Here is a 22538-nt window from a genome sequence, read left to right on the forward strand (position 1 = left end):
TTAATTTTACTATAAATCCTGCGTTCTTTTGAGTGCAGGATTTATTTTTTTATGCAAAAGGAGCTGTGCACTAATTTAGTGCGACAGCCCCTTTTTTATATTATGGATGAAGTTTGGGAGGTCTTATGATGAATTTTAATTATAATTTACCTAAAGAATTAATAGCTCAAGTACCATTAAAGGATAGAGCAAGTTCTAGGTTAATGGTTGTTGATAGAAACACAGAAGAAATTAGAAATACTATATTTAGAAATATAATTAATGAGTTGAACCCTGGAGATTGCTTAGTATTAAATGATACAAAAGTTTTACCTGCCAGATTATTTGGACATAGGAAAAACAAAGAAGAGAAAATTGAAGTATTATTGCTTAAAAGAATCTCTGACGATTTATGGGAATGTTTAGTAAGACCTGGGAAAAAGATGAAATTAGGTACTGAAATTGAGTTTGGTGAAGTTTTGTGTGGAAAGGTAATAGATATATCTGATGATGGACTTAGAATTATTCAATTTTCTTATGAAGGAATATTCGAAGAAGTTTTAGATGAATTAGGAGAAATGCCACTACCACCTTATATAACAGAAAAACTTGAAGAAAAAGATAGATACCAAACTGTGTATTCTAAAAATATTGGTTCAGCAGCTGCTCCTACAGCTGGATTGCATTTTGATAATTTGCTGTTAAAAGAAATAGAAGATAAAGGAATTAAAACTGCATTCTTAACACTTCATGTTGGACTTGGCACTTTCAGGCCTGTTAAAGTAGAAAATATTGAGGAACATAAGATGCATGCTGAATATTATGAACTAAGCGAAAAATATGCAAATGTAATCAATACCTCAAGATCAAAAGGAGGAAGGATTATAGCAGTTGGTACCACATCAATGCGAACATTAGAAACCATATCTGATGAAAATGGATTGGTTAAAGCAAAATCAGGATGGACAGATATTTTTATTTATCCAGGCTACAAGTTCAAAATAGTAGATGGCTTAATTACAAATTTTCATCTGCCTGAATCTACATTATTGATGCTGATTTCTGCATTTGCCAATAGAGACTTAATCATGAAAGCTTATTCCATTGCAATTAAAGAGAAATACAGATTTTTTAGCTTTGGAGATGCAATGTTTATCAAATAGGAGGAGAAAATGACTTTAAGATTTGAATTATTAAAAGAATCAAAAGAGTGTATGGCTAGGCTAGGGAAATTAGAAACACCTCACGGAACTATAGAAACTCCAATATTTATGCCTGTAGGTACAAGAGCAACAGTCAAAGCTATGACCCCTGATGAGTTGAAAAAATTGGGAGCTCAGATTATTTTATCCAACACATATCATCTTTATTTAAAACCAGGGCACAAATTAGTAGAAAAAGCTGGTGGTTTGCATAAGTTTATGAATTGGGATAGACCAATTTTAACAGATAGTGGTGGGTTTCAAGTATTTAGTCTAACAGATTTAAGGAAAATCCATGAAGATGGTGTAGAATTTAGATCCCACATAGATGGATCAAAACATTTTATCAGTCCTGAAATTTCAATTGATATTCAAAATTCATTAGGGTCAGATATTATGATGTGCTTTGATGAATGTGTTGCATATCCATCTGATTATGAATATACAAAACAATCAATGGAAAGGACTTCTAGATGGGCTTTAAGGTGTAAAGAGCATCATAATAATTGGGAAAAACAAGGATTGTTTGGCATAGTTCAAGGTGGAGTATATAGAGATTTAAGAAAAGAAAGTGCACAAACACTAGTTGACATGGATTTCAGCGGATATGCTGTCGGAGGTTTAAGTGTGGGAGAACCTAAAGATATAATGTGTGATATTTTAGAGTATACAACCCCGTTTCTTCCTAAGAATAAACCAAGGTATTTAATGGGAGTTGGAAGCCCGGATTTTCTTTTTGAAGCAGTAGAAAGGGGAATTGACATGGCGGATTGTGTACTCCCAACAAGAATTGCAAGAAATGGGACAGCAATGACAAGCCGTGGGAAAATAATAATTAAAAATGCTAAATACATCGATGATTTTGGACCACTAGATCCTGAATGTGATTGCTATACATGCAAAAATTATTCTCGTTCTTATATTAGACATTTGTTTAATGTAAACGAAATTTTAGGACTTAGGCTGACCACAATTCACAATCTGTATTTTCTGTTAAAATTAATGGAAAATATAAGAAAATCAATAAAAGAAGATAATTTTTTGGAATATAAAAAAATATTCTATAAAAACTATGGATATATCAAAGAATAGTAGAGCTTTTTTAACTTTTATTGTATAATATATTAAGAAAAGGAGTGATAAAGTGGAAGCATTACAAGCATTACTATTACCTATAGCTTTTTTAGCTATTTTTTACTTTTTAGCAATTAGGCCTCAAAGAAAAAAGGAAAAAGAAATCAAACAAATGAGAGAAAGTTTGAGAGTTGGGGATGAAATTGTAACTATTGGAGGACTATATGGTAAGATTATAAAAGTAAAAGATGATTATGTTACTTTGGAAGTTGGTCCTTCTAAGACAAAGATGGATTTTGCAAAATGGGCGATTGGGTCTGTTGTTAAATCAAAACCATCAAGTGACTCGAAAGCAAAAGACCATGAATCTCATGAAGAAGAAAGTTCTGAAAATAACTAAAAAATCTTTCTAAAAGAAAACTTCTATTAGAAGTTTTCTTTTAAGGGAATTTTGATTTAGGTTTTTACTAAAATATGATATAATAATTTTGCTTTTTATTATCTAGAATAATCAAGGAGGAATTATAATGGAATACATAAAAACATTAACAAATAAAAACTTAAAAGAAACTACTTTATATGCTGGATGTGGGGAATGCCAGACATCATGTCAATCTGCATGTAAAACATCATGCACAGTTGGAAATCAAAAATGCGAAAATGAAAAGGCGAATGAAAAGTAGTGGTTTACCACTACTTTTTATTTAGCAGGTGAGGGATGAATATGAATATGAACAAAGGTAGGATACATAAATTTTATTTGAATGAGAAATATATTGTGCTTGACATAAATAGTGGTTCAGTACATGTAGTTGATGAAATAGTATATGATATTATTGAGTACTATGAAGAGTATAATTTTGAAGAAATAGCCACTAAGTTAAGAAATAAGTATGAATACACTAATATATTAAGTGCATACAATGAAATAAAACAGCTAGAAAATGAGGGTCTTATTTTTTCTGAAAATATGGATATAAATTTGGAATACAATAAAGAAAATATAGTTAAAGCTATGTGCTTACATGTAGCCCATGACTGCAATTTGAAGTGTAGGTATTGCTTTGCTTCCCAAGGAAATTTCAATGGAGAAAGGAAGCTAATGGATCTAGAAACTGGCAAGAAAGCACTTGATTTTTTAGTAAAATCATCAGGTAACAGGCGGAACTTAGAAGTAGATTTTTTTGGCGGGGAACCATTGATGAATTTTGATGTTGTAAAAGAATTAGTCTTTTATGGCAGAGAATTAGAAAAAAAATCTAACAAACATTTTAGGTTTACTATTACGACAAATGGACTATTATTAAATGAAGAAAATATGAGATTTATTAATGAAAATATGGATAACATTGTACTTAGTTTAGATGGTAGAAAAACCGTAAATGATTATATGAGAATGACATTAAATGACAATGGAAGTTATGATATCATAGTGCCAAAGATTAAAGAAATGATAAAACTTAGGAAAGATAAAGATTATTATGTTAGAGGAACTTTTACATCTAAAAATTTAGACTTTTCAAGAGATTGTATCGAGTATTATAATCATGGATTTAAAAACATATCAATGGAGCCTGTTGTAACTGATCCAGATAAAGATTATGCTATTAGAGAAGAACACATTGAAACAATAATGAAAGAGTATGAGGAATTTTCAAAGATTTACATGAATCTAAGAAAAGAAAGCCCTGACTTTTTGTTCTTCCATTTCATGATTGATTTAAATCAAGGACCTTGTGCGGTAAAAAAATCAGTAGGCTGTGGAGCTGGAAGCGAATATATAGCAGTAACACCTGAAGGTGATATATACCCATGTCATCAATTCGTAGGTGAAGAAAAATTCAAGTTGGGTACTTTAGAAACGGGTATAATTAATATTGAATTAAGAGAGCAGTTTAAATCGGCTAATGTAAATTCTAAGGATAGCTGCAAATCATGCTGGGCTAAATATTATTGTAGTGGTGGGTGCCATGCAAATGCATATTATTCTAATAATAGCATAATGAAACCACATGATATAAGTTGTAAAATGGAAAAGAAAAGGATTGAATGTGCACTATCAATTTTAGCAAATGAATAAATTGGAGGCAATGATGAAAAAAAGTTTAACTATTTTAATTCTTATAATATTTATAATCTCTACACTTTCATACATCGCTATTTTTGGTATGAACATTGGAGGAATTTCAGTTCCAAACGTAAAAGAATCACTGGATTTGGGTTTGGATTTAAATGGAGGTATTTATGTAATTTTAGAAGCACAGACAGATAAAACCGGTGATGAACTTGATAGAATAATGCAACAAACTAAGTCAATTATACTTCAAAGGGTAGATGGACTAGGTGTATCTGAGCCTAATGTAGTAATTGAAGGTAATAACAGAATTAGAGTAGAATTAGCAGGTATTAGTGACCCACAACAAGCAATTGAATTAATTGGAAAAACAGCTCAACTTGAGTTTTTAGATCCGAATGGGAATGTTGTTTTAACTGGGCAAAACATAATAGATGCTAAAGTAGTATATAAAGAAGATGTATTGACAGGAAATAAGCCAGTGGTTTCAATAGAAATGGACAAAGAAGGTTCAGCGATTTTTTATGAACTAACAAATGAATTATCTGCCTTACCATCTCAAAGTGACAAAACTGTATATATTGTGTTAGATGATAAAATCATTTCAGCTCCTACAGTAATAGAACCAATACAAGACGGAAGACCTATAATCGATGGGGATTTTAGCTTTGAAGAAGCTAACAACTTGGCAACACTTATTAGAGCAGGAGCTTTACCTGTATCAATGAAGGAACTTCAAACTTCTATAATTGGGCCTTCTTTAGGGCTTGAAGCGCTTGATAAAAGTATAATAGCTGCTGGATTTGCAATGTTTTTTATATTTTTATTTATGATAATAATTTATAGAGTGCCTGGTTTTGTTTCTTCTTTAGGATTAATCTTATACACATTAATTGTTCTGTATTTTATGATATTTATAAATGCAAAACTAACATTACCTGGAATAGCAGGACTAGTGTTATCAATTGGGATGGCTGTTGATGCTAATGTTGTAATATTTGAAAGAATAAAAGAAGAAATAATATCTGGAAAATCTATAAGGGTATCCATTAAAACAGGATTTGATAGAGCATTAAGGTCAATATTAGACTCAAATGTAACTACATTAATTGCTGGAATTATTTTATATGTATTTGGGATTGGACCAATTAAAGGTTTTGGTATAACATTAACCATAGGTATTATTGCATCTATGTTAACTGCTGTTTTTTTCACTAAATTCGTGCTTAGAATAATGGCAGATATCACTGGGAACAAAAACCCTTGGTTATATGGAGTTAAGGAGGCTAAAAGGTAATGGACATACTAAAATATAGGAAAATAACATACTTTATATCATTAGCAATCATAGCTCTTGGGGTGATAATGTTTTTTACAAAAGGATTTAATTTGGGTATAGATTTCACTGGAGGTACAATAATAACACTAGATTTAACAGAATATAAATCTATAGATGAATTAAAAACTATAACAGATAAATTTGATGAAAACGCCTCAATAATCCATGAAGGTGAAAGCAAAGACAAAATAATTATTAAAAGTAACAAGGATTTAAGTAATGATGATATAAATTTACTGATAGATGAATTTAGAAGTCAATACGGTATAGATAATAATAATTATCAAACTGAAAAATTTGGGCCAAGTATGGGAAATGAAATTTTTAGAAGAGCTATAATTTCTATATTGGTAGCACTTATTTTTATGCTAATATATATATCAATTAGGTTTCAGTTTAATTTTGGATTAGCAGCTATTATAGCTCTAGTACATGATACTCTGATTATGGTTTCTTTATATTTAATTTTTAATTTCCCGGTTAATAGTGCATTTATAGCAGCTATATTAACAATATTAGGTTATTCAATAAATGATACAATTATCGTTTTTGATAGAATAAGAGAAGAACTTAGTCTAGACAAGAAAGTAAAACTGGACGTTCTAATTAATAACAGCATAAAGAAGACCCTTAGGAGGACAATCTTTACTTCACTAACAACAATAATGGCAGTGTTATGCCTTTATGTTTTTGGAGTGGATGCAATAAGACAATTGGCACTACCATTAATGTTTGGAATGATTGCAGGAACATATTCGACTTTATTTATAGCAAGCCCGATATTATATAATTTAGAATTAAAAAAATAATTTATTTAAAGGGGGCAAATAAATGAGAAAGAGCTTAATACTAACTTTTGTTTTATCACTAGTTATAATTATATTTGCAATCAACAACAATGCTGCAGTTACAATCGATTTGATTTTTTCTCAGATTGAAATATCTCAGGCCATAGTGATATTTTTTAGTGTATTATTAGGGGCTGCAATTGCATCAATCGTAAGTTGGATAAGAGAAATGAAGTTAAAAAAAAATATAAAACAACTTAATTTAAAAATTGAAGAATTAAACAAAACGATTTTCAATCTAGAGGAGACTATCAAAGAAAAAGAGGAGCAAATAAGATTGCTTTATTTAAAAGATGAAAATTAAATGTGTTTAAATCAATCTATTGTTTCAACAAGTAATAGAATTTAGATAAAATTGTCTAAATTCTTTTTTTGGAGTGAAAAATTTGGAAAAGTGGTATATAAGAAATAAAACTGGAAATATAGACAAAATATCAAATAAATTTAATATTTCTAAAGTCCTAGCAAAGTTATTAGTAAATAGAGACATCATCGATAATGAAAGTATCAATAATTTTTTATATCCCGATATAAATAATCAATATGATGAGCTGTTATTTAACGATTTTCAAATTGCAATTAATATCATTAAAAAAAAGATATCAGAGAATAAAAAGATAAGGGTTATTGGAGATTATGATGTTGATGGTATCTCTTCAACATATATACTATATGATTGTTTAAATAAAATAGGAGCAGATGTTGATTTTTACATTCCACATAGAGTAAATGATGGGTATGGTATTAATAAAACAATTGTTTTAGAAGCAAAAGCTAAAGGAATTGACACTATTATAACGTGTGACAATGGTATTTCACAATTAGAAGCTTTGGAAATAGCAAAAAATATGGACATGACATACATTATCACTGATCATCATGACATCGCAACTGAAAACAACAATAAGAACAATCCGATTTTTAATTTAGCAGATGTCGTAATAAACCCCCATAAGTATTCATGCAAATATCCAAACAAGAGTATTTGTGGAACAGGTATAGCTTATAAACTAGCTCGAAGTTTGCAGAGAACTTATAAAATACCACATTATAATACAAATTATATAGAATTTGTTGCACTTGCTACTATATGCGACATAGTTGATATGAGAGATGAAAATAGAATTTTTGTAGTTGAAGGACTAAAAAAAATAAAAAATACTGAAAATATAGGATTAAGAACATTATTAAATAAATGCGGTTTAATGGATAAGGAAATAAACACTTATCATATAGGTTTCATTCTTGGACCAATATTCAATGCAACTGGAAGGCTTGAAAGTGCTTTATTAGCTCTAGAATTGTTGACAACTAACGAGCCAGATAAAGCAAGTGATATTGCTGATAAATTGATTGAGCTTAACCAAGAGAGAAAGGATATGACTCAAGAAAGTTTAGACAGAATTTTTAATACAATTGAAAATTCGTATACGAATGATAAAGTTTTAGTAGTATATAATCCTAAGGTACATGAAAGTGTAGCAGGTATAGTGGCTGGTAAAGTAAAAGAAAGATACCATAAACCGGCAATAATTCTAACAAAGTCTAAAAATCATGTAAAAGGTTCTGCTCGTTCTATAGAAGAATATAATATTTATAACGAATTGTTTAAATGTAAAGATATTTTACTAAATTTTGGTGGGCACCCTATGGCAGCAGGGCTATCACTAGATGAATCTATGATTGAACATTTAAGATATAAGCTTAATAATTTAACAACACTAACTGATGAAGATTTAATTGATAAAATATATATAGACTTACCATTGCCTATTGAAAATTTAACAGAAAAGTTGATAGAAGAAATTAAACTCATTGAACCCTGCGGGAATGGCAATCCAAAACCATTGTTTGGAGCTAAAGATTTAGAAATATTAAAATTGAATGTATTTGGGAAAAATAAAAATGTCTTAAAATTTATGTTAAAATCTAGAGAAAAAACATATCAAAATATTGTTTTATTCAAGAATTATGACGAATTTTCTTTAGAAATAGAATCAATCTATGGGAAAAACACTTTAGAAAATATGTTGTTAGGTAAAGAAAATAGTTGTAAAATAGATATAATATACTATCCTGAATTTAATATTTATAATGGATATAAACAAATTCAAATAATAATTAAAAATTATAGATTTGTTTGAAGCCTACGAAAAGGTGATATTTATGTTAGAAAATTTATTATTAAAAATTGAACAATATAATCCTCAAGCTGACTTAGACCTTATAATAAGAGCATATAATTTCTCAGAAGCTGCCCATCAGGGTCAAACTAGAAATTCTGGTGAAAAATATTTCATTCATCCATTTCAAGTAGCATTGATTCTTGCAGATTTAAACATGGATACTGCAACTATAGCTGCGGGCCTTTTGCATGATGTAATTGAGGATACTAGTTTTACCTATGATGACATCAAGGAAAGGTTTGGCGAAGAGGTTGCAGATTTAGTTGAAGGAGTAACTAAATTAAAGAAATTAGAATATAAAACAAAGCAAGAAAATCAAGCTGAGAATTTGCGTAAAATGGTTATTGCAATGGCAAAAGATATCAGAGTAATAATCATAAAGTTAGCTGACAGATTGCACAATATGCGAACTTTGGAATACATGACAGAAAAAAAGAAAAAAGAAAAAGCTTTGGAAACTTTAGAGATTTATGCTCCTATTGCACATAGACTAGGTATGTCAAAACTTAAATGGGAATTAGAAGATCTTTCACTGAGATATTTAGATCCTGATAATTATTATGAATTGGTTGATAAAGTTTCAAAAAAACGAAGAGAGAGAGAAGCTTATATAGAAGAAGTTATCCAAGTATTATATGAAAAACTAAAAGAAGTAAATATAAAGTGTGAAATAAGTGGCAGACCTAAGAATTTCTATAGTATATATAAGAAAATGATGTATCAGGGAAAAGCTTTTGAGGAGATATATGATTTAACAGCTATTCGAATTTTAGTTGATAATGTTAAGGATTGTTACGGTGCATTAGGTATAGTTCATACTCTTTGGAAACCATTACCAGGAAGATTTAAAGATTATATTGCAATGCCAAAACCTAACATGTATCAGTCGCTTCATACGACAGTTATAGGACATAAGGGTGAAATCTTTGAAGTTCAAATTAGAACATATGAAATGCATAGAACTGCTGAGTATGGGATAGCTGCACATTGGAAGTATAAAGAAGGTTACAATAAAAGCTCAAATTTTGATGAAAAATTGACCTGGTTGAGACAACTTTTAGAATGGCAAACTGATTTAAGTGATCCTAAAGATTTTATGGATACATTAAAAATAGATTTTTTTACTGATGAAGTTTTTGTATTTACTCCAAAGGGTGATGTAATTAATTTGCCAGAAGGCTCAACACCAATCGATTTTGCTTATAGAGTTCATACGGATGTTGGTAATAAATGTGTAGGTGCAAAGGTAGACAATAGGATAGTTCCGTTAAACTATAAATTGCAAAATGGGAATATTGTTGAAATTATAACCAATCCTAATAGTGCAGGGCCTAGCAGAGATTGGCTTAATATTGTAAAAAGCACACAAGCTAAAAATAAAATAAAACAATATTTTAAATATATTGAAAGAGACAATAATATTGAAAAGGGAAAAGAGTTATTAGAAAAAGAAATTAAGAAACTCGGATACAAACCTCAAGAAATATTGAAAGAAGATTGGCTTAAATCAGCGGCTAACAAAATGAGTATAGTATCTGTTGAAGATTTATATGCCTCTGTAGGATATGGAAATATCTCAGTAAATCAAGTTATAAATAAATTAAAAGAACAGCATGGAGACATTTTCAAACCTAATGAAATGACTCTGGTTGAACAAAAGATATTAAAAACTGAGAATAGGGCTAGATCAAAATCTAGCCAAGGAGTTAAGCTTGAAGGTGTAGATAATATAAAGATAAAATTTGCTAAATGCTGTAATCCGCTTCCAGGTGATGATATAATTGGATTTATAACAAAAGGTAGAGGCGTATCCATCCATAGAACTGATTGTCCAAATCTGAAAACAATTTTAGATCAAAAAGAGCGGTTAATAAATGTTTATTGGGATACTGAAAAAGCAAGTTCCTATCAAGCAGAAATAAAGGTAAAAGCTCATGACAGAGAAGGGCTATTAGCAGACATAACATCTAAACTTAATGAATTAGATGCTGGCTTATTATCACTAAATGCTAAAAAATCAAAAGATAAAACAGTATCCATTAAGATTGTATTAGAAATAAAAAATAAAGATGAGTTAATAGAATTAATCAGGAAATTAAAGAGAATCAAAAATGTTCAAGATGTATATCGTGTAACTGCATAGGAGGTATATTCAATGAGAGCTGTCGTGCAGAGGGCTAGAGATGCAAAAGTAGAAGTTGATGGGAAAAACGTTGGTAATATTAATTATGGGTTAATAGTATATGTAGCTATCACTCATGATGATTCAGATAAAGATATAGATTATATGGTAGATAAAGTTGTTGGGTTGAGGATATTTGAAGATCATGAAGGGAAAATGAATCTATCTGTAAAAGATATATTAGGAGAAATCCTTGTTATCTCTCAGTTTACGTTATATGGGGACGTAAGAAAAGGCAAAAGACCAAGTTTTACAGAGTCAGCTTCTTATGAATTAGGAAAAGAAATATATGAAAAGTTCATAGTTAAGCTACGAGAAAATAATATACCAGTTAAAACGGGCGAATATGGAGCAGACATGCTTGTTGAATATAAAAATGAAGGACCAGTAACTATTTTATTAGATAGTAGAAAACTTTTTTAGAGGTGATAGAATGGAAGTTTATAATATGGAAACGGGCATTTATGGCGTAAATACCTATATAGTTTATTCAGAAAACAATAAAGAATGTATTATCATAGATCCAAGTTCAGATGCCGACAAAATATTAAGTAAAATTCATGACATGGAATTAACCCCTAGATATATTGTATTAACCCATGGACATGGAGATCATATTGGAGGAGTTATCCCGCTTAAACAAAAGTTAAATATACCTGTGTTAATTCACGAAGATGATTCGGATATGTTATATGATCCAAGCTTAAATTTATCAAAATCAATGGTTTATGGGCCTATTTCTATTAAAGCTGATAAGTTACTAAAAGATAACGATATGATAATGTTAGGGGATGAAAAGATAAAAGTAATTCATACACCTGGGCATACAAAAGGTGGTATATGCTTATTTTTCGACAACAATTTAATATCTGGTGATACTCTTTTCAAAAGATCAATAGGTAGAACTGATTTATATGGTGGGAATTATGAAAATTTAATAGATAGTTTATTGAATAAAATATTAGTGTTGCCTAAAAATACTCGAGTTTTACCTGGGCATGGACCGTTTACGACAATTGAGGATGAGAGCAAGATGAACCCTTATATTATAAAATATATAAAAAATTGAGGAGAAAATGATTAATATATATTATAATGATGAAGATATAAATTATGTAGAACTTTATGAATTAGTAAAATCTTTTTACCCTTATGATGAAATTAGATTTACTAATTCATTAATGAGTGAAGAAATTTTGATATCTATTTCTATAGAAAAAGATGATTGTTATGCTTTAATGTTCTCTAAAGGAATATGCATTGAGAAGGAATACATGAGTATTAGTGAGACAAATATTTTCAAAGATTTTAAATCTACAAAAAAAATAACAGTGAAAAAAACACTATATAAACTATTAAACAAGATATCAAAAAATCATTTGCCATGGGGAATATTGACAGGTATTAAACCTGTAAAAATTCCTTCACAGTTGTTAAAATTAGGTATTGAAACCGATGCAATTAAAGATATATTAATAAACCAATATTATATTGCATCTGATAAAGCAAACTTAGCATTAATAACTGCTATAAATCAGAATAAGGCAATTAAAAATATGAATGAAAATAGTTACAGTCTTTATATTCATATACCGTTTTGTCCATCTAGATGCAGTTATTGTGCGTTTCCATCTTTAACAATTGATAGATATAAAAATATAGTAAATGATTACATGGAAAAGCTAAATCAGGAAGTAAAAGTAATAGGTAGTTTGATGAGAAAGTGGCATATTAATACTATATATATAGGGGGAGGTACTCCAACCAGCATCGCTTCAGAACTATTAGAAGAGCTGTTAATAAATATAAGAAATTTGTTTCCAACTGTTAAAGAATTAACTGTTGAGGCTGGAAGACCTGAAACTTTAGATTTTGAAAAATTAATTATAATGAAGAAATATGGAGTAAATAGAATTAGTATCAATCCACAAACTATGAATGACGATACCTTGCGAAGAATTTCGAGAAGCCATACATCTGATGATGTAATTATAGCGTATAAAAACGCAAAAGAAATAGGCATAGAGACAGTAAATATGGATTTAATAATAGGGCTGCCTGGTGAATCACTAGTTGACATAAAAAATACATTGGACAAGATAGCACCTTTGAAACCAGATAATTTAACAATACATGCACTATCACTTAAGAAAGGTTCTAAACTCATTAAAGATCAATATATCAATATGAAATCAATTAAAATGATAGAAGAGATGCAAAATGAATGTATAAAATTTGCTTATGAGCATTCATTGAAACCGTACTATTTATACAGGCAAAAGATGATTGCTGGCAACTTAGAAAACATAGGATTTTCAATGGAAGATAATCCTTGCATATATAATATATCAATGATGGAGGAAAAAGAAACAATTATTGGATGTGGAATGGGCGCTACAAGTAAGTTCTATAACAGGTCAAACGATAATATTGGTAGATTTGTAAATCCAAAAGACATAAATCTTTATTTTGAGAGGTTTCAAGATTCGATTATTAAAATAGCTAAAATGTTAGAATTTTAGTAATCCTAGAAATCAAATTTCTTGACACTATTTTAATTATAAACTATAATAATCTTAATATAATACAATTCTTAGACTAGGAATAGTAATATGTGAAAGGTTATAGAGAGCCAATGGCAGCTGAAAATTGGTACCCATAGCATACGAAGACACCTATGAGAAAGTAGTTAACTACTCGCAAAAGGCGTTATTTAAATGAGTGAGGTAACCTAATTAGGGTGGTACCGCGAGACAGTCTCTCGTCCCTGAATATTCAGAGATGAGAGTTTTTATTTTGTAAAGGAGGATAATCATGGAATCGATGGGTATTTTGAGAAGAACTCATATGTGTGGACAATTATCAAAAGCAAATATTGAAGAGAATGTAATTTTGATGGGATGGGTTCAAAGTGAAAGAAATTTAGGGGGCATACATTTTGTAGATCTTAGGGATGTTACGGGATTTGTACAAGTTGTTTTTGATGAAAATACTCCTAAAGATGTATTAGAAAAATCTGAATTATTACATCAAGAATATGTAATTGCGGTTAAAGGAATTGTTAGAATGAGAGAATCTGTAAATCCAAACATTCCTACTGGCGAGATAGAAGTACTAGCTAATGAACTAAAAATACTTGATACTGCTAGTACTCCTCCAATTTATATTAAAGATGATGATAATGTAAGTGAAAGCATGAGACTGAAATATAGGTATTTGGATTTACGAAAACCTTTTATGCAAAAAAACCTCATTTTAAGATCCAAACTTGCAAAAGTTGTTAGAGATTTTTTATATGAAAATAATTTTATTGAAGTAGAAACGCCAATGTTGACTAAGCCCACACCCGAAGGGGCAAGAGACTATTTAGTTCCTAGCCGTGTAAATCCTGGCAAGTTTTATGCCCTTCCTCAGTCACCTCAACTTATGAAACAGTTATTGATGGTTTCTGGATTTGATAGATATTTTCAAATAGTAAAATGTTTTAGAGATGAAGATTTAAGAGCAAACAGACAACCAGAATTTACACAAATTGATATGGAAATGAGTTTTGTGGATATTGATGATGTGATAGAAGTAAATGAACGATTATTATATAAAATTTTTAAAGAGTTTAAAAACATAGATATAGAATTACCTATAAAAAGAATTTCCTATAAGGAAGCTATGGAAAGATATGGAGTAGATAAGCCTGATTTAAGGTTTGGATTTGAAATAGTTGATATTACAGATAAAGTTCATGACTCTAGTTTCAAAGTTTTTTCAGATAACATAAAAAATGGTGGCAAAGTCAAGGGAATAAATATAAATGGCTATTCAGAGAAATTCACTCGAAAAGATATACAAAATTTAGAAGAATATTGTAAAACATTTGGAGCAAAAGGATTAGCTTGGATTAAGATTACAGATGAAGGAATTACATCACCAATATCAAAATTTTTAACTTCAGAAGAATTACAGAATGTTATTAGTAGCTTTAAAGCAAAAAAAGGGGACTTAATATTAATAGTTGCCGATAAAGAATCAATAGTATATGATAGTCTTGGGAACTTAAGAAATGAAATAGCAAGAAGATTAAATATCATTGATGAAAATGAATTTTCATTTGTTTGGGTAGTAGATTTCCCATTATTTGAGTTTAATGATGAGGAGAACAGATATGTAGCCAAACATCATCCTTTTACACATCCTATGGACGAAGATATCGATTTGCTAGAAACAAATCCAGAAAAAGTAAGAGCAAAAGCCTATGATATAGTAATAAACGGGGATGAGATAGGTGGGGGAAGTATAAGAATAAATAATTCAGATCTACAAAAGAAAATGTTTAAGGCTTTAGGCTTTTCTGAAGAAGAAGCCTATGATAAGTTTGGATTTTTACTTGAAGCATTTAAATATGGCACACCACCACATGGCGGTATAGCATATGGATTTGATAGATTGGCTATGCTATTAACAAATAGCTCAAATATTAGAGATGTCATTGCATTTCCTAAAACACAATCTGCAACATGTTTGTTGACAAATGCTCCAACTGTAGTATCTAATGATCAGTTAAAAGAAGTTCATATCAAGGTTGAAGTTGAAAATGAGTAATCAGTTTCAAAGAACAATAAGTTTATTAGGAAACGAGAAATTCAATATACTACAGAATAGCAATGTAATTGTTTTTGGTATTGGAGGCGTAGGGTCATATGCTGCAGAATCACTCGTAAGAGCTGGTCTTGCAAATATAACATTAGTAGACTATGATGTAATTGACATAACAAATATTAATAGGCAAATACATGCTACTACTAGAACAGTCGGCTTACCAAAAGTTTCTGTAATGAAAGCTAGATTACTCGAAATTAATCCTGATTTAAATATTTCTATTTATAAAGAAAAAGTAGATAGGAATAATATACATGATTTTAATCTTGAGAAATATGATTATATAATAGATGCAATAGATATGGTAACTTCAAAAATATGTCTAATAGAAACTTCCAAAAATCTAGGATTGAACATAATTAGTTCTATGGGGGCAGGTAATAAACTAGACCCAACAAAATTTAAAGTTGAAGATATTAGTAATACTAAAGTTTGTCCATTAGCAAAAGTTATCAGACAAGAATTAAAGAAAAGAAATATAAAAGATGTAAAAGTAGTATACTCTGATGAAACGCCACTAAAAATAAATCTTGGTGATATTGATAATAGAAAATCAATACCTGGGAGCATTTCCTATGTTCCTCCTGTTGTGGGGATGATAATTGCTTCTGAAGTGGTAAAGGATCTCACAAATCATATGGTTTATTGAAGGGAGGGAAATTTTATTGGAAGAGATAGCTGTTGTAACTAAGAAATTAGAAAACGGCATGATAGAACTGGAAGTACAAAGAAACTCCGCATGTGGAGATTGTAAAGCATGTAGCAATTCTTTAGAATCTAAAAAACATATTCTAATAATAAAGGACAGTGTAGGTGTTGACATTGGGGATAGAGTTTTATTGAATACTGAAGGAAAAAATTTCTTAAAAAACACATTGATTGTGTATGCGATTCCATTTGCTTTTTTAATAATAGGAATGGTACTTGGATATTTTGTATCAACAATTTATAGTATATTTGATCCAGATTTAATTTCTTTTATAGTTGGGATATTGTTCTTATCAATATCATACTTGTTATTAAGATTTTTAGATAAAAAATATTTTAAGAATAATACTAATGTAACAATTATAGGTAAAAAAATGTAGGAGGGAATCTATTGGCTGAAAAGGACGATGTCTTATTAAGGCTTAGAAAAGTTGAAGGACAAATAAAAGGTATTCAAAAGATGGTGGAAGATGGGAAATATTGTGGAGATATATTAATTCAAATATCTGCAGCTAGAAGTGCTTTGAATAATATCAGTGGTATTATCCTTGAAAATTATATGAATAATTGTGTTAAACAAGATGAATTATCGTCACCTGATGAAATTGCAAAATTAATAAATATAATGCTCAAATATACTAAGCAAAATTGATTTAAAGCCATATGGCTAAATAATAAATTTTGTGAAAGGAGAAGGAAATGAATCTAGAAAATTTAAAAAAATCTGATCCAGAAGTATTGAAAATAATTGAGGAGGAAGTCGAAAGGCAAAATAAACACATTGAGTTAATTGCTTCTGAAAATTATGTATCAAAATCTGTTTTGGAGGCAATGGGAAGTCAACTTACTAACAAATATGCCGAAGGCTATCCAGGGAAAAGATATTATGGTGGCTGTGAAGTTGTAGATAAAGTTGAAAATCTAGCTATAGAAAGAATGAAAAAATTATTTAATGCAGACCATGCAAATGTACAACCACATTCTGGATCAAATGCAAACTTAGGAGTATATTTTGCAGTTTTAAAACCAGGAGATAAAGTTTTAGGAATGAATTTATCACAAGGTGGGCATTTAACACATGGAAGTCCAGTTAATATCTCAGGAGTTTATTTCGATTTTGCTGCTTACGGAGTTGATAAAGAAACAGAAAGAATAAATTATGAACAAGTAAGAGAAATTGCATTAGAAGTAAAACCAAAGCTAATAGTTGCAGGAGCAAGTGCATATCCCAGAGAAATCGACTTTAAGAAATTCAAGGAAATAGCTGATGAAATAGGTGCATACTTAATGGTAGACATGGCTCATATTGCAGGATTGGTTGCGGCCGGTATACATATGAGTCCTGTACCATATGCTGATTTTGTTACTACAACGACTCACAAAACTTTAAGAGGACCTAGAGCTGGTGCAATATTATGTAAATCAGAATATGCAAAAATTATTGATAAAGCTATATTCCCTGGGATTCAAGGAGGCCCACTGATGCATGTTATTGCTGCTAAAGCAGTAGCTTTTGGAGAAGCTCTTCAGGATAGCTTTAAAGATTATCAAATACAAATTGTTAAGAATGCAAAGGCTTTAGCAAATGCTCTTAAAGATAAAGATTATAGACTAGTGTCTGGAGGTACAGATAATCATTTAATTTTAATAGACCTTAGAAATAAAAATCTAAATGGCAAAAATGCTGAAAAAATGCTCAATGATGTTGGAATAGCTACTAATAAAAATACAATTCCATTTGATCCCGAAAGCCCTTTTATAACAAGTGGTATAAGAATTGGGACTGCTGCTATGACCACTAGAGGAATGAAAGAGTCTGAAATGGAAGAAATCGCTGAATTGATAAGTGCTACACTGGAATCAAAATCTGATCCTGTTAAGATAAAAGAAAAAGTATACGAGTTATGTGATAAGTTCCCATTGGAACGTTAAATACTAACCTAGTAGCCTACATTTTATGTAGGCTTACATATTAATAATATAGAGTGGTGAATGATGGAAATAATTGATGAAACCTTAAATAATTTTATTACAGAAGTTTTAAAGGACAGCATAGCATCTGAAATAGGTATAGAACCTGGGGATGAACTATTAAAAATAAATAATCAAACGATAAAAGACATTATTGATTATAAATATTTGATTTCAGATGAGAACTTAATAATTGAAATAAAAAAACCTAATGGTGAAATATGGGAATATGATATTGAGAAGGATTTTGATGAAGATTTAGGTATTGTGTTCAGAAATTCCTTAATAGACAAGGCAAAATCTTGTCAAAATAAGTGTATATTTTGTTTTATAGATCAACTTCCTCAAAATATGAGGGAAACTTTATATTTTAAAGATGATGATTCTAGATTATCTTTCTTACAAGGAAATTTTATAACTTTAACAAATATGAGCGATGAAGAGATAGATCGAATAATTAAATATCATTTAAGTCCGATCAATGTTTCAGTGCACACTACAAATCCAGATCTTCGTATTAAAATGCTAAAAAACAAGAATGCTGGCAACATAATGGAGATATTAAAAAAATTTTCTGAAACAAATATAGAGATAAATTGCCAAATAGTCCTAGTCCCTGGAATTAATGATGGAATAGAATTAGAAAAAACTTTGGCTGATTTAGGAAACTTATACCCTAACGTAAATTCTATCGCATGTGTGCCAGTTGGTTTAACAAAATATAGAGATAATCTGTTCAAGATAAAACAATTTAATAAAGAAGAAGCAAAAAACGTCATTGATATAATTAATAAGTATCAAAAAATATATCATTCTCGTTTTGGGACTAGATTAGTTTTTGCAGCAGATGAATTTTATTGTTTATCTGAAATAGATTTACCTGATTACGAAGAATATGAAGATTTTCCACAATATGAAAATGGAATTGGCATGATTAGGTCGTTTTTAACTGAAGTAACTGAAAGCTTAGATGGTCTTGAAGTGTTTAATTATCAAGCAGTTATTGATGTCGGTATAGCAACAGGCACTTCTGCCTATCCATATATTGAGTTAATTTCATCTATGATAAAAAATAAATTTAAAAATATAAATCTAAATGTCATAAAAGTAGATAATAAATTTTTCGGGGAAACAATAACTGTTTCAGGGCTTATAACAGGCCAAGATCTTATTGATGCTGTTTCTTTGAATAATAAGAGTAAAATTGATTTATTGTTAATACCAGAAAATATGCTTCGCAAAGGCGATGATATTTTCTTAGATGACTATAGAATTGAAGATGTTGAGAAAGCTTTAGGTATCAAAGTTATACCTTTAGAAATTAATGGCAACAAACTAATAGAATTTTTCAAGAAAGGGGTGTTTAAATGAGTAGACCTGTTGTTTGTATTGTAGGCAGACCAAATGTTGGTAAATCAACATTATTTAATAAATTAGCTGGGAGGAGAATATCGATAACCGAAGATACTCCTGGAATAACAAGAGATAGAATTTACGCAGAAGGCGAATGGCTTAATAATTATTTCACTTTGATTGATACTGGAGGACTAGACCCTCGTAGTGATGATATATTTATGACAAATATTAAAAAGCAAGTAGAAATTGCTATAGATACAGCAGATGTAATTTTATTTGTAGTCGATGGACTAGAAGGTTTGACACCAATTGATATTGAAATTGCTAATTTACTAAGAAAAACAAGCAAACCTGTATTACTTGTAGTAAATAAAATAGACACAAAAAAGGAATTGATTAATTTTTATGACTTTTTTGAACTTGGAATTGAAAATATAAATTATGTTTCTGCAGAAGCATCATTAGGGATAGGAGATCTTTTAGATGAGGTAGTTAAATGCTTTCCTGAAAACAAAGAGCCATTAACATATCAAGATGCTATAAAAGTAGCTTTTATAGGCAGACCTAATTCAGGGAAGTCTTCACTAGTGAATTATATACTAGGCGAAGAAAGAAATATAGTAACTGATATACCTGGTACTACTCGAGATGCTATTGATTCGTATTTCGAATACAAAAACAATAAATACATTTTGGTAGATACAGCTGGTTTGAGGAAAAAAAAGTATATTGACGAAAAAGTAGAAAGATATTCTGTGATTAGAACCTTAACAACTATAGATCGTTCTGATGTTTGTGTATTAGTTATTGACGGAACCCTAGGCATTACTGAACAGGACTCAAAGATTGCCGGATATGCTCATGATAATGGGAAATCTATGATAATAGCAGTTAATAAATGGGATATAGTCGAAAAAGACGAAAAAAGTTATATAGAGTTTGAAAAATCAATACGTCAAGAACTAGGTTTTATACAATATGCGCCTATACTTTTTATATCCGCTAAGACAGGGAAAAGAGTTAATAAGCTGTTAGATACCATAAATTTAGTATATGAAAACTACAATAAAAGGATAAGTACAGGGAGGCTTAATGATATAATTAATGAAGCCGTTTTGATGAGCCAACCACCAAGTGACAAAGGGAAAAGAGGAAAAATATATTACTCTACTCAAGTATCAGTAAAACCTCCAAAGTTTGTTATATTTGTAAACAACAAGGACCTAATACATTTCTCATATTCTAGGTATCTGGAAAATCAAATTAGATTAAATTGTGATTTTATAGGAACTCCTATAATTTTAGAATTTAGAGAAAAGGGGAATGAAAAATGAAGTTAATTTTAGTTGCAATAATATCTTATCTTTTAGGTAGTTTTTCATCTGCGTATGTAGTCGGGAAAATATACAAAAATATAGATATTAGAGAGCATGGTAGTGGAAATGCTGGTGCCACAAATGCTATGAGAGTTCTCGGAAAACCTGCTGGGATAGTTACTTTTTCATTAGATGCTTTAAAAAGCATTTTGAGTGTTCTTATTGGCCTCCAAATATATGGTTATACTGGAGGCTTGGTTGCTGCAGTTTTTACCGTAATAGGTCATAATTGGCCAATTTTCTTTGGATTTAAAGGTGGAAAAGGTATAGTTGCAACTATCACTACTATGGCAATTCTTCAATTTAAATTAACATTAATTTCTATTTTAATCGGGTTACTCATTGGATTTATTACTAAATATGTGTCGCTTTTGTCTATAACATTTTTATTATCAATGGTTGTTCTATCATTTTCAGGGATTATAAGTGTAGACATATACACTAAAATTACCATATTATTTTTAAGCTTAATGGGAATATTTAGACATAGAAGCAACATACATAGATTAATTAATGGAAAAGAAAATAAGTTTGGAGGTCATTAATATGAATCATAAAATTTCGATTTTAGGAGGAGGTAGTTGGGGAAGCGCATTAGCCAGTATGTTGGCTGATCAAGGGAAAAATGTAAATCTTTGGGTAAGGTCATATGAACAATATATTGAAATAAAAGAAAATAGGACTAATGAGAGATATTTACCCGGAATTAAACTATCTGGTTCATTAAAAGTTTCCAACGATATTGAAGAAATTATCAAAGATAGCGATATCTTAACATTGGCAGTACCAACAAATAATATCAGAGAGTTGTTATTAAATATAAAACCACTAATAAATAAAGATCAGATATTTGTTAATTTAGCAAAGGGACTAGAAGAAAATACTAATTTTAGAATTTCTGAAATATGTAGCCAAGTTATTCCAAATATTAACTATTGTATTATATCTGGACCATCACATGCTGAAGAAGTTATAAGAAATATACCAACAGCAGTTGTATGTTCATCATCAAATGTTGAAATAGCTAAGTTTATACAAAATATTTTTTCAACTCCATCTTTTAGGATATACACAAACGATGATTTGATTGGTGTAGAATTAGGTGGGGCACTAAAAAATATTATAGCTTTAGGAGCAGGGATATCTGACGGTGTAGGATATGGTGACAACACAAAAGCAGCCATTATGACAAGAGGTCTGTATGAAATAGCTAAACTTGGAGCTGCTATGGGCGCAAATATAGATACTTTTTCTGGGTTAGCTGGTGTAGGAGATCTTATAGTTACTTGCACAAGCATGCATAGTAGAAATAGAAGAGCTGGAATCCTTATCGGAGAAGGATATAGCCTCTCAGAAGCAACTAGCAAAGTTGGAATGGTAGTTGAAGGTGTAAAAACAACAAAAGCAGCATATCATTTATCTAAAACTAAAGATGTTGAAATGCCTATAACAAATGAAATTTATAATATTTTGTATTTAGGAGCCGATGTTAAGGAATCATCAACAAGGCTAATGGGAAGGGATAAAAAATACGAACTTGAAATATCGGATTTTTACAAATAAAAAATAGATGAGAATATTAATATTCTC

At 30.0% G+C, this 22538-nt stretch carries 22 protein-coding genes and 1 other annotated feature; all 22 genes read left to right on the forward strand.

Annotation, left to right across the window (positions count from 1 at the left end; translation table 11 throughout):
- Nucleotides 1-128 precede the first annotated feature (128 nt).
- Nucleotides 129-1142, forward strand: a complete 1014-nt coding sequence (queA, locus tag ACTB1H_RS04755; protein ID WP_463261690.1) for a tRNA preQ1(34) S-adenosylmethionine ribosyltransferase-isomerase QueA — start codon at nucleotides 129-131, stop codon at nucleotides 1140-1142.
- A 9-nt stretch (nucleotides 1143-1151) separates the two neighbouring features.
- The gene (tgt, locus tag ACTB1H_RS04760; RefSeq protein WP_463261691.1) at nucleotides 1152-2273 is read left to right on the forward strand and encodes a tRNA guanosine(34) transglycosylase Tgt; all 1122 of its coding nucleotides are present in this window, start codon (nucleotides 1152-1154) and stop codon (nucleotides 2271-2273) included.
- A 52-nt stretch (nucleotides 2274-2325) separates the two neighbouring features.
- On the forward strand, nucleotides 2326-2655 hold the full coding sequence (gene yajC / locus ACTB1H_RS04765; protein WP_463261692.1) for a preprotein translocase subunit YajC: 330 nt from the start codon (nucleotides 2326-2328) through the stop codon (nucleotides 2653-2655).
- Between the two features lie 127 nt (nucleotides 2656-2782).
- Complete coding sequence (gene scfA / locus ACTB1H_RS04770) at nucleotides 2783-2938, forward strand: six-cysteine ranthipeptide SCIFF (protein WP_463261693.1); 156 nt, start codon at nucleotides 2783-2785, stop codon at nucleotides 2936-2938.
- A gap of 41 nt (nucleotides 2939-2979) precedes the next feature.
- Entirely contained in the window at nucleotides 2980-4335 is a 1356-nt protein-coding gene (gene scfB / locus ACTB1H_RS04775) for a thioether cross-link-forming SCIFF peptide maturase (RefSeq protein WP_463261694.1), read from the forward strand.
- A 13-nt stretch (nucleotides 4336-4348) separates the two neighbouring features.
- On the forward strand, nucleotides 4349-5626 hold the full coding sequence (gene secD, locus ACTB1H_RS04780) for a protein translocase subunit SecD (protein ID WP_463261695.1): 1278 nt from the start codon (nucleotides 4349-4351) through the stop codon (nucleotides 5624-5626).
- Nucleotides 5626-6477 (forward strand): protein translocase subunit SecF, encoded by an 852-nt coding sequence (secF, locus tag ACTB1H_RS04785; RefSeq protein WP_463261696.1) that lies wholly within the window; start codon nucleotides 5626-5628, stop codon nucleotides 6475-6477. The genes secD and secF overlap by 1 nt, the downstream gene beginning before the upstream one ends.
- Before the next feature lie 22 nt (nucleotides 6478-6499).
- Nucleotides 6500-6820 (forward strand): LapA family protein, encoded by a 321-nt coding sequence (locus ACTB1H_RS04790; RefSeq protein WP_463261697.1) that lies wholly within the window; start codon nucleotides 6500-6502, stop codon nucleotides 6818-6820.
- Nucleotides 6821-6902: 82 nt separating this feature from the next.
- The gene (gene recJ, locus ACTB1H_RS04795) at nucleotides 6903-8660 is read left to right on the forward strand and encodes a single-stranded-DNA-specific exonuclease RecJ (RefSeq protein WP_463261698.1); all 1758 of its coding nucleotides are present in this window, start codon (nucleotides 6903-6905) and stop codon (nucleotides 8658-8660) included.
- Nucleotides 8661-8682: 22 nt separating this feature from the next.
- Nucleotides 8683-10845 carry a RelA/SpoT family protein gene (locus tag ACTB1H_RS04800; protein ID WP_463261699.1) on the forward strand — a complete coding sequence of 721 codons (2163 nt, stop codon included), beginning with the start codon at nucleotides 8683-8685 and terminating at the stop codon, nucleotides 10843-10845.
- A gap of 12 nt (nucleotides 10846-10857) precedes the next feature.
- Nucleotides 10858-11307 carry a D-aminoacyl-tRNA deacylase gene (gene dtd, locus ACTB1H_RS04805; protein WP_463261700.1) on the forward strand — a complete coding sequence of 150 codons (450 nt, stop codon included), beginning with the start codon at nucleotides 10858-10860 and terminating at the stop codon, nucleotides 11305-11307.
- Nucleotides 11308-11317: 10 nt separating this feature from the next.
- The gene (locus ACTB1H_RS04810) at nucleotides 11318-11953 is read left to right on the forward strand and encodes an MBL fold metallo-hydrolase (protein WP_463261701.1); all 636 of its coding nucleotides are present in this window, start codon (nucleotides 11318-11320) and stop codon (nucleotides 11951-11953) included.
- Nucleotides 11954-11960: 7 nt separating this feature from the next.
- Entirely contained in the window at nucleotides 11961-13406 is a 1446-nt protein-coding gene (gene hemZ, locus ACTB1H_RS04815) for a coproporphyrinogen dehydrogenase HemZ (protein ID WP_463261702.1), read from the forward strand.
- Nucleotides 13407-13469: 63 nt separating this feature from the next.
- Nucleotides 13470-13656: a binding site (T-box leader), on the forward strand.
- Between the two features lie 39 nt (nucleotides 13657-13695).
- Entirely contained in the window at nucleotides 13696-15480 is a 1785-nt protein-coding gene (aspS, locus tag ACTB1H_RS04820) for an aspartate--tRNA ligase (protein WP_463261711.1), read from the forward strand.
- Complete coding sequence (locus tag ACTB1H_RS04825; RefSeq protein WP_463261703.1) at nucleotides 15473-16186, forward strand: tRNA threonylcarbamoyladenosine dehydratase; 714 nt, start codon at nucleotides 15473-15475, stop codon at nucleotides 16184-16186. The genes aspS and ACTB1H_RS04825 overlap by 8 nt, the downstream gene beginning before the upstream one ends.
- 16 nt (nucleotides 16187-16202) lie before the next feature.
- The gene (locus ACTB1H_RS04830) at nucleotides 16203-16625 is read left to right on the forward strand and encodes a SoxR reducing system RseC family protein (protein WP_463261704.1); all 423 of its coding nucleotides are present in this window, start codon (nucleotides 16203-16205) and stop codon (nucleotides 16623-16625) included.
- A gap of 11 nt (nucleotides 16626-16636) precedes the next feature.
- Nucleotides 16637-16897 carry a metal-sensitive transcriptional regulator gene (locus tag ACTB1H_RS04835; protein ID WP_463261705.1) on the forward strand — a complete coding sequence of 87 codons (261 nt, stop codon included), beginning with the start codon at nucleotides 16637-16639 and terminating at the stop codon, nucleotides 16895-16897.
- Nucleotides 16898-16944: 47 nt separating this feature from the next.
- Nucleotides 16945-18177, forward strand: coding sequence for a serine hydroxymethyltransferase (locus tag ACTB1H_RS04840; RefSeq protein WP_463261706.1), 1233 nt, complete (start codon nucleotides 16945-16947; stop codon nucleotides 18175-18177).
- A gap of 63 nt (nucleotides 18178-18240) precedes the next feature.
- Nucleotides 18241-19587, forward strand: coding sequence for a DUF512 domain-containing protein (locus ACTB1H_RS04845; RefSeq protein WP_463261707.1), 1347 nt, complete (start codon nucleotides 18241-18243; stop codon nucleotides 19585-19587).
- Nucleotides 19584-20906, forward strand: coding sequence for a ribosome biogenesis GTPase Der (gene der, locus ACTB1H_RS04850; RefSeq protein ID WP_463261708.1), 1323 nt, complete (start codon nucleotides 19584-19586; stop codon nucleotides 20904-20906). Before ACTB1H_RS04845 ends, der begins: the two co-directional genes overlap by 4 nt.
- On the forward strand, nucleotides 20903-21493 hold the full coding sequence (gene plsY, locus ACTB1H_RS04855; RefSeq protein ID WP_463261709.1) for a glycerol-3-phosphate 1-O-acyltransferase PlsY: 591 nt from the start codon (nucleotides 20903-20905) through the stop codon (nucleotides 21491-21493). The genes der and plsY overlap by 4 nt, the downstream gene beginning before the upstream one ends.
- Nucleotide 21494: 1 nt before the next feature.
- Nucleotides 21495-22511, forward strand: coding sequence for an NAD(P)H-dependent glycerol-3-phosphate dehydrogenase (locus ACTB1H_RS04860; RefSeq protein WP_463261710.1), 1017 nt, complete (start codon nucleotides 21495-21497; stop codon nucleotides 22509-22511).
- The last annotated feature ends 27 nt before the right edge of the window (nucleotides 22512-22538 follow it).

This window comes from Soehngenia sp. (assembly GCF_055108775.1).

Coding starts and splice junctions, on each gene's coding strand:
- scfB (WP_463261694.1), top strand. CDS start 2,980: ATGAATATGAACAAAGGTAGGATACATAAATTTTATTTGAATGAGAAA.
- secD (WP_463261695.1), top strand. CDS start 4,349: ATGAAAAAAAGTTTAACTATTTTAATTCTTATAATATTTATAATCTCT.
- ACTB1H_RS04845 (WP_463261707.1), top strand. CDS start 18,241: ATGGAAATAATTGATGAAACCTTAAATAATTTTATTACAGAAGTTTTA.
- der (WP_463261708.1), top strand. CDS start 19,584: ATGAGTAGACCTGTTGTTTGTATTGTAGGCAGACCAAATGTTGGTAAA.
- ACTB1H_RS04810 (WP_463261701.1), top strand. CDS start 11,318: ATGGAAGTTTATAATATGGAAACGGGCATTTATGGCGTAAATACCTAT.
- ACTB1H_RS04860 (WP_463261710.1), top strand. CDS start 21,495: ATGAATCATAAAATTTCGATTTTAGGAGGAGGTAGTTGGGGAAGCGCA.
- plsY (WP_463261709.1), top strand. CDS start 20,903: ATGAAGTTAATTTTAGTTGCAATAATATCTTATCTTTTAGGTAGTTTT.
- secF (WP_463261696.1), top strand. CDS start 5,626: ATGGACATACTAAAATATAGGAAAATAACATACTTTATATCATTAGCA.
- ACTB1H_RS04825 (WP_463261703.1), top strand. CDS start 15,473: ATGAGTAATCAGTTTCAAAGAACAATAAGTTTATTAGGAAACGAGAAA.
- queA (WP_463261690.1), top strand. CDS start 129: ATGAATTTTAATTATAATTTACCTAAAGAATTAATAGCTCAAGTACCA.
- ACTB1H_RS04790 (WP_463261697.1), top strand. CDS start 6,500: ATGAGAAAGAGCTTAATACTAACTTTTGTTTTATCACTAGTTATAATT.
- hemZ (WP_463261702.1), top strand. CDS start 11,961: ATGATTAATATATATTATAATGATGAAGATATAAATTATGTAGAACTT.
- tgt (WP_463261691.1), top strand. CDS start 1,152: ATGACTTTAAGATTTGAATTATTAAAAGAATCAAAAGAGTGTATGGCT.
- dtd (WP_463261700.1), top strand. CDS start 10,858: ATGAGAGCTGTCGTGCAGAGGGCTAGAGATGCAAAAGTAGAAGTTGAT.
- scfA (WP_463261693.1), top strand. CDS start 2,783: ATGGAATACATAAAAACATTAACAAATAAAAACTTAAAAGAAACTACT.
- ACTB1H_RS04840 (WP_463261706.1), top strand. CDS start 16,945: ATGAATCTAGAAAATTTAAAAAAATCTGATCCAGAAGTATTGAAAATA.
- ACTB1H_RS04800 (WP_463261699.1), top strand. CDS start 8,683: ATGTTAGAAAATTTATTATTAAAAATTGAACAATATAATCCTCAAGCT.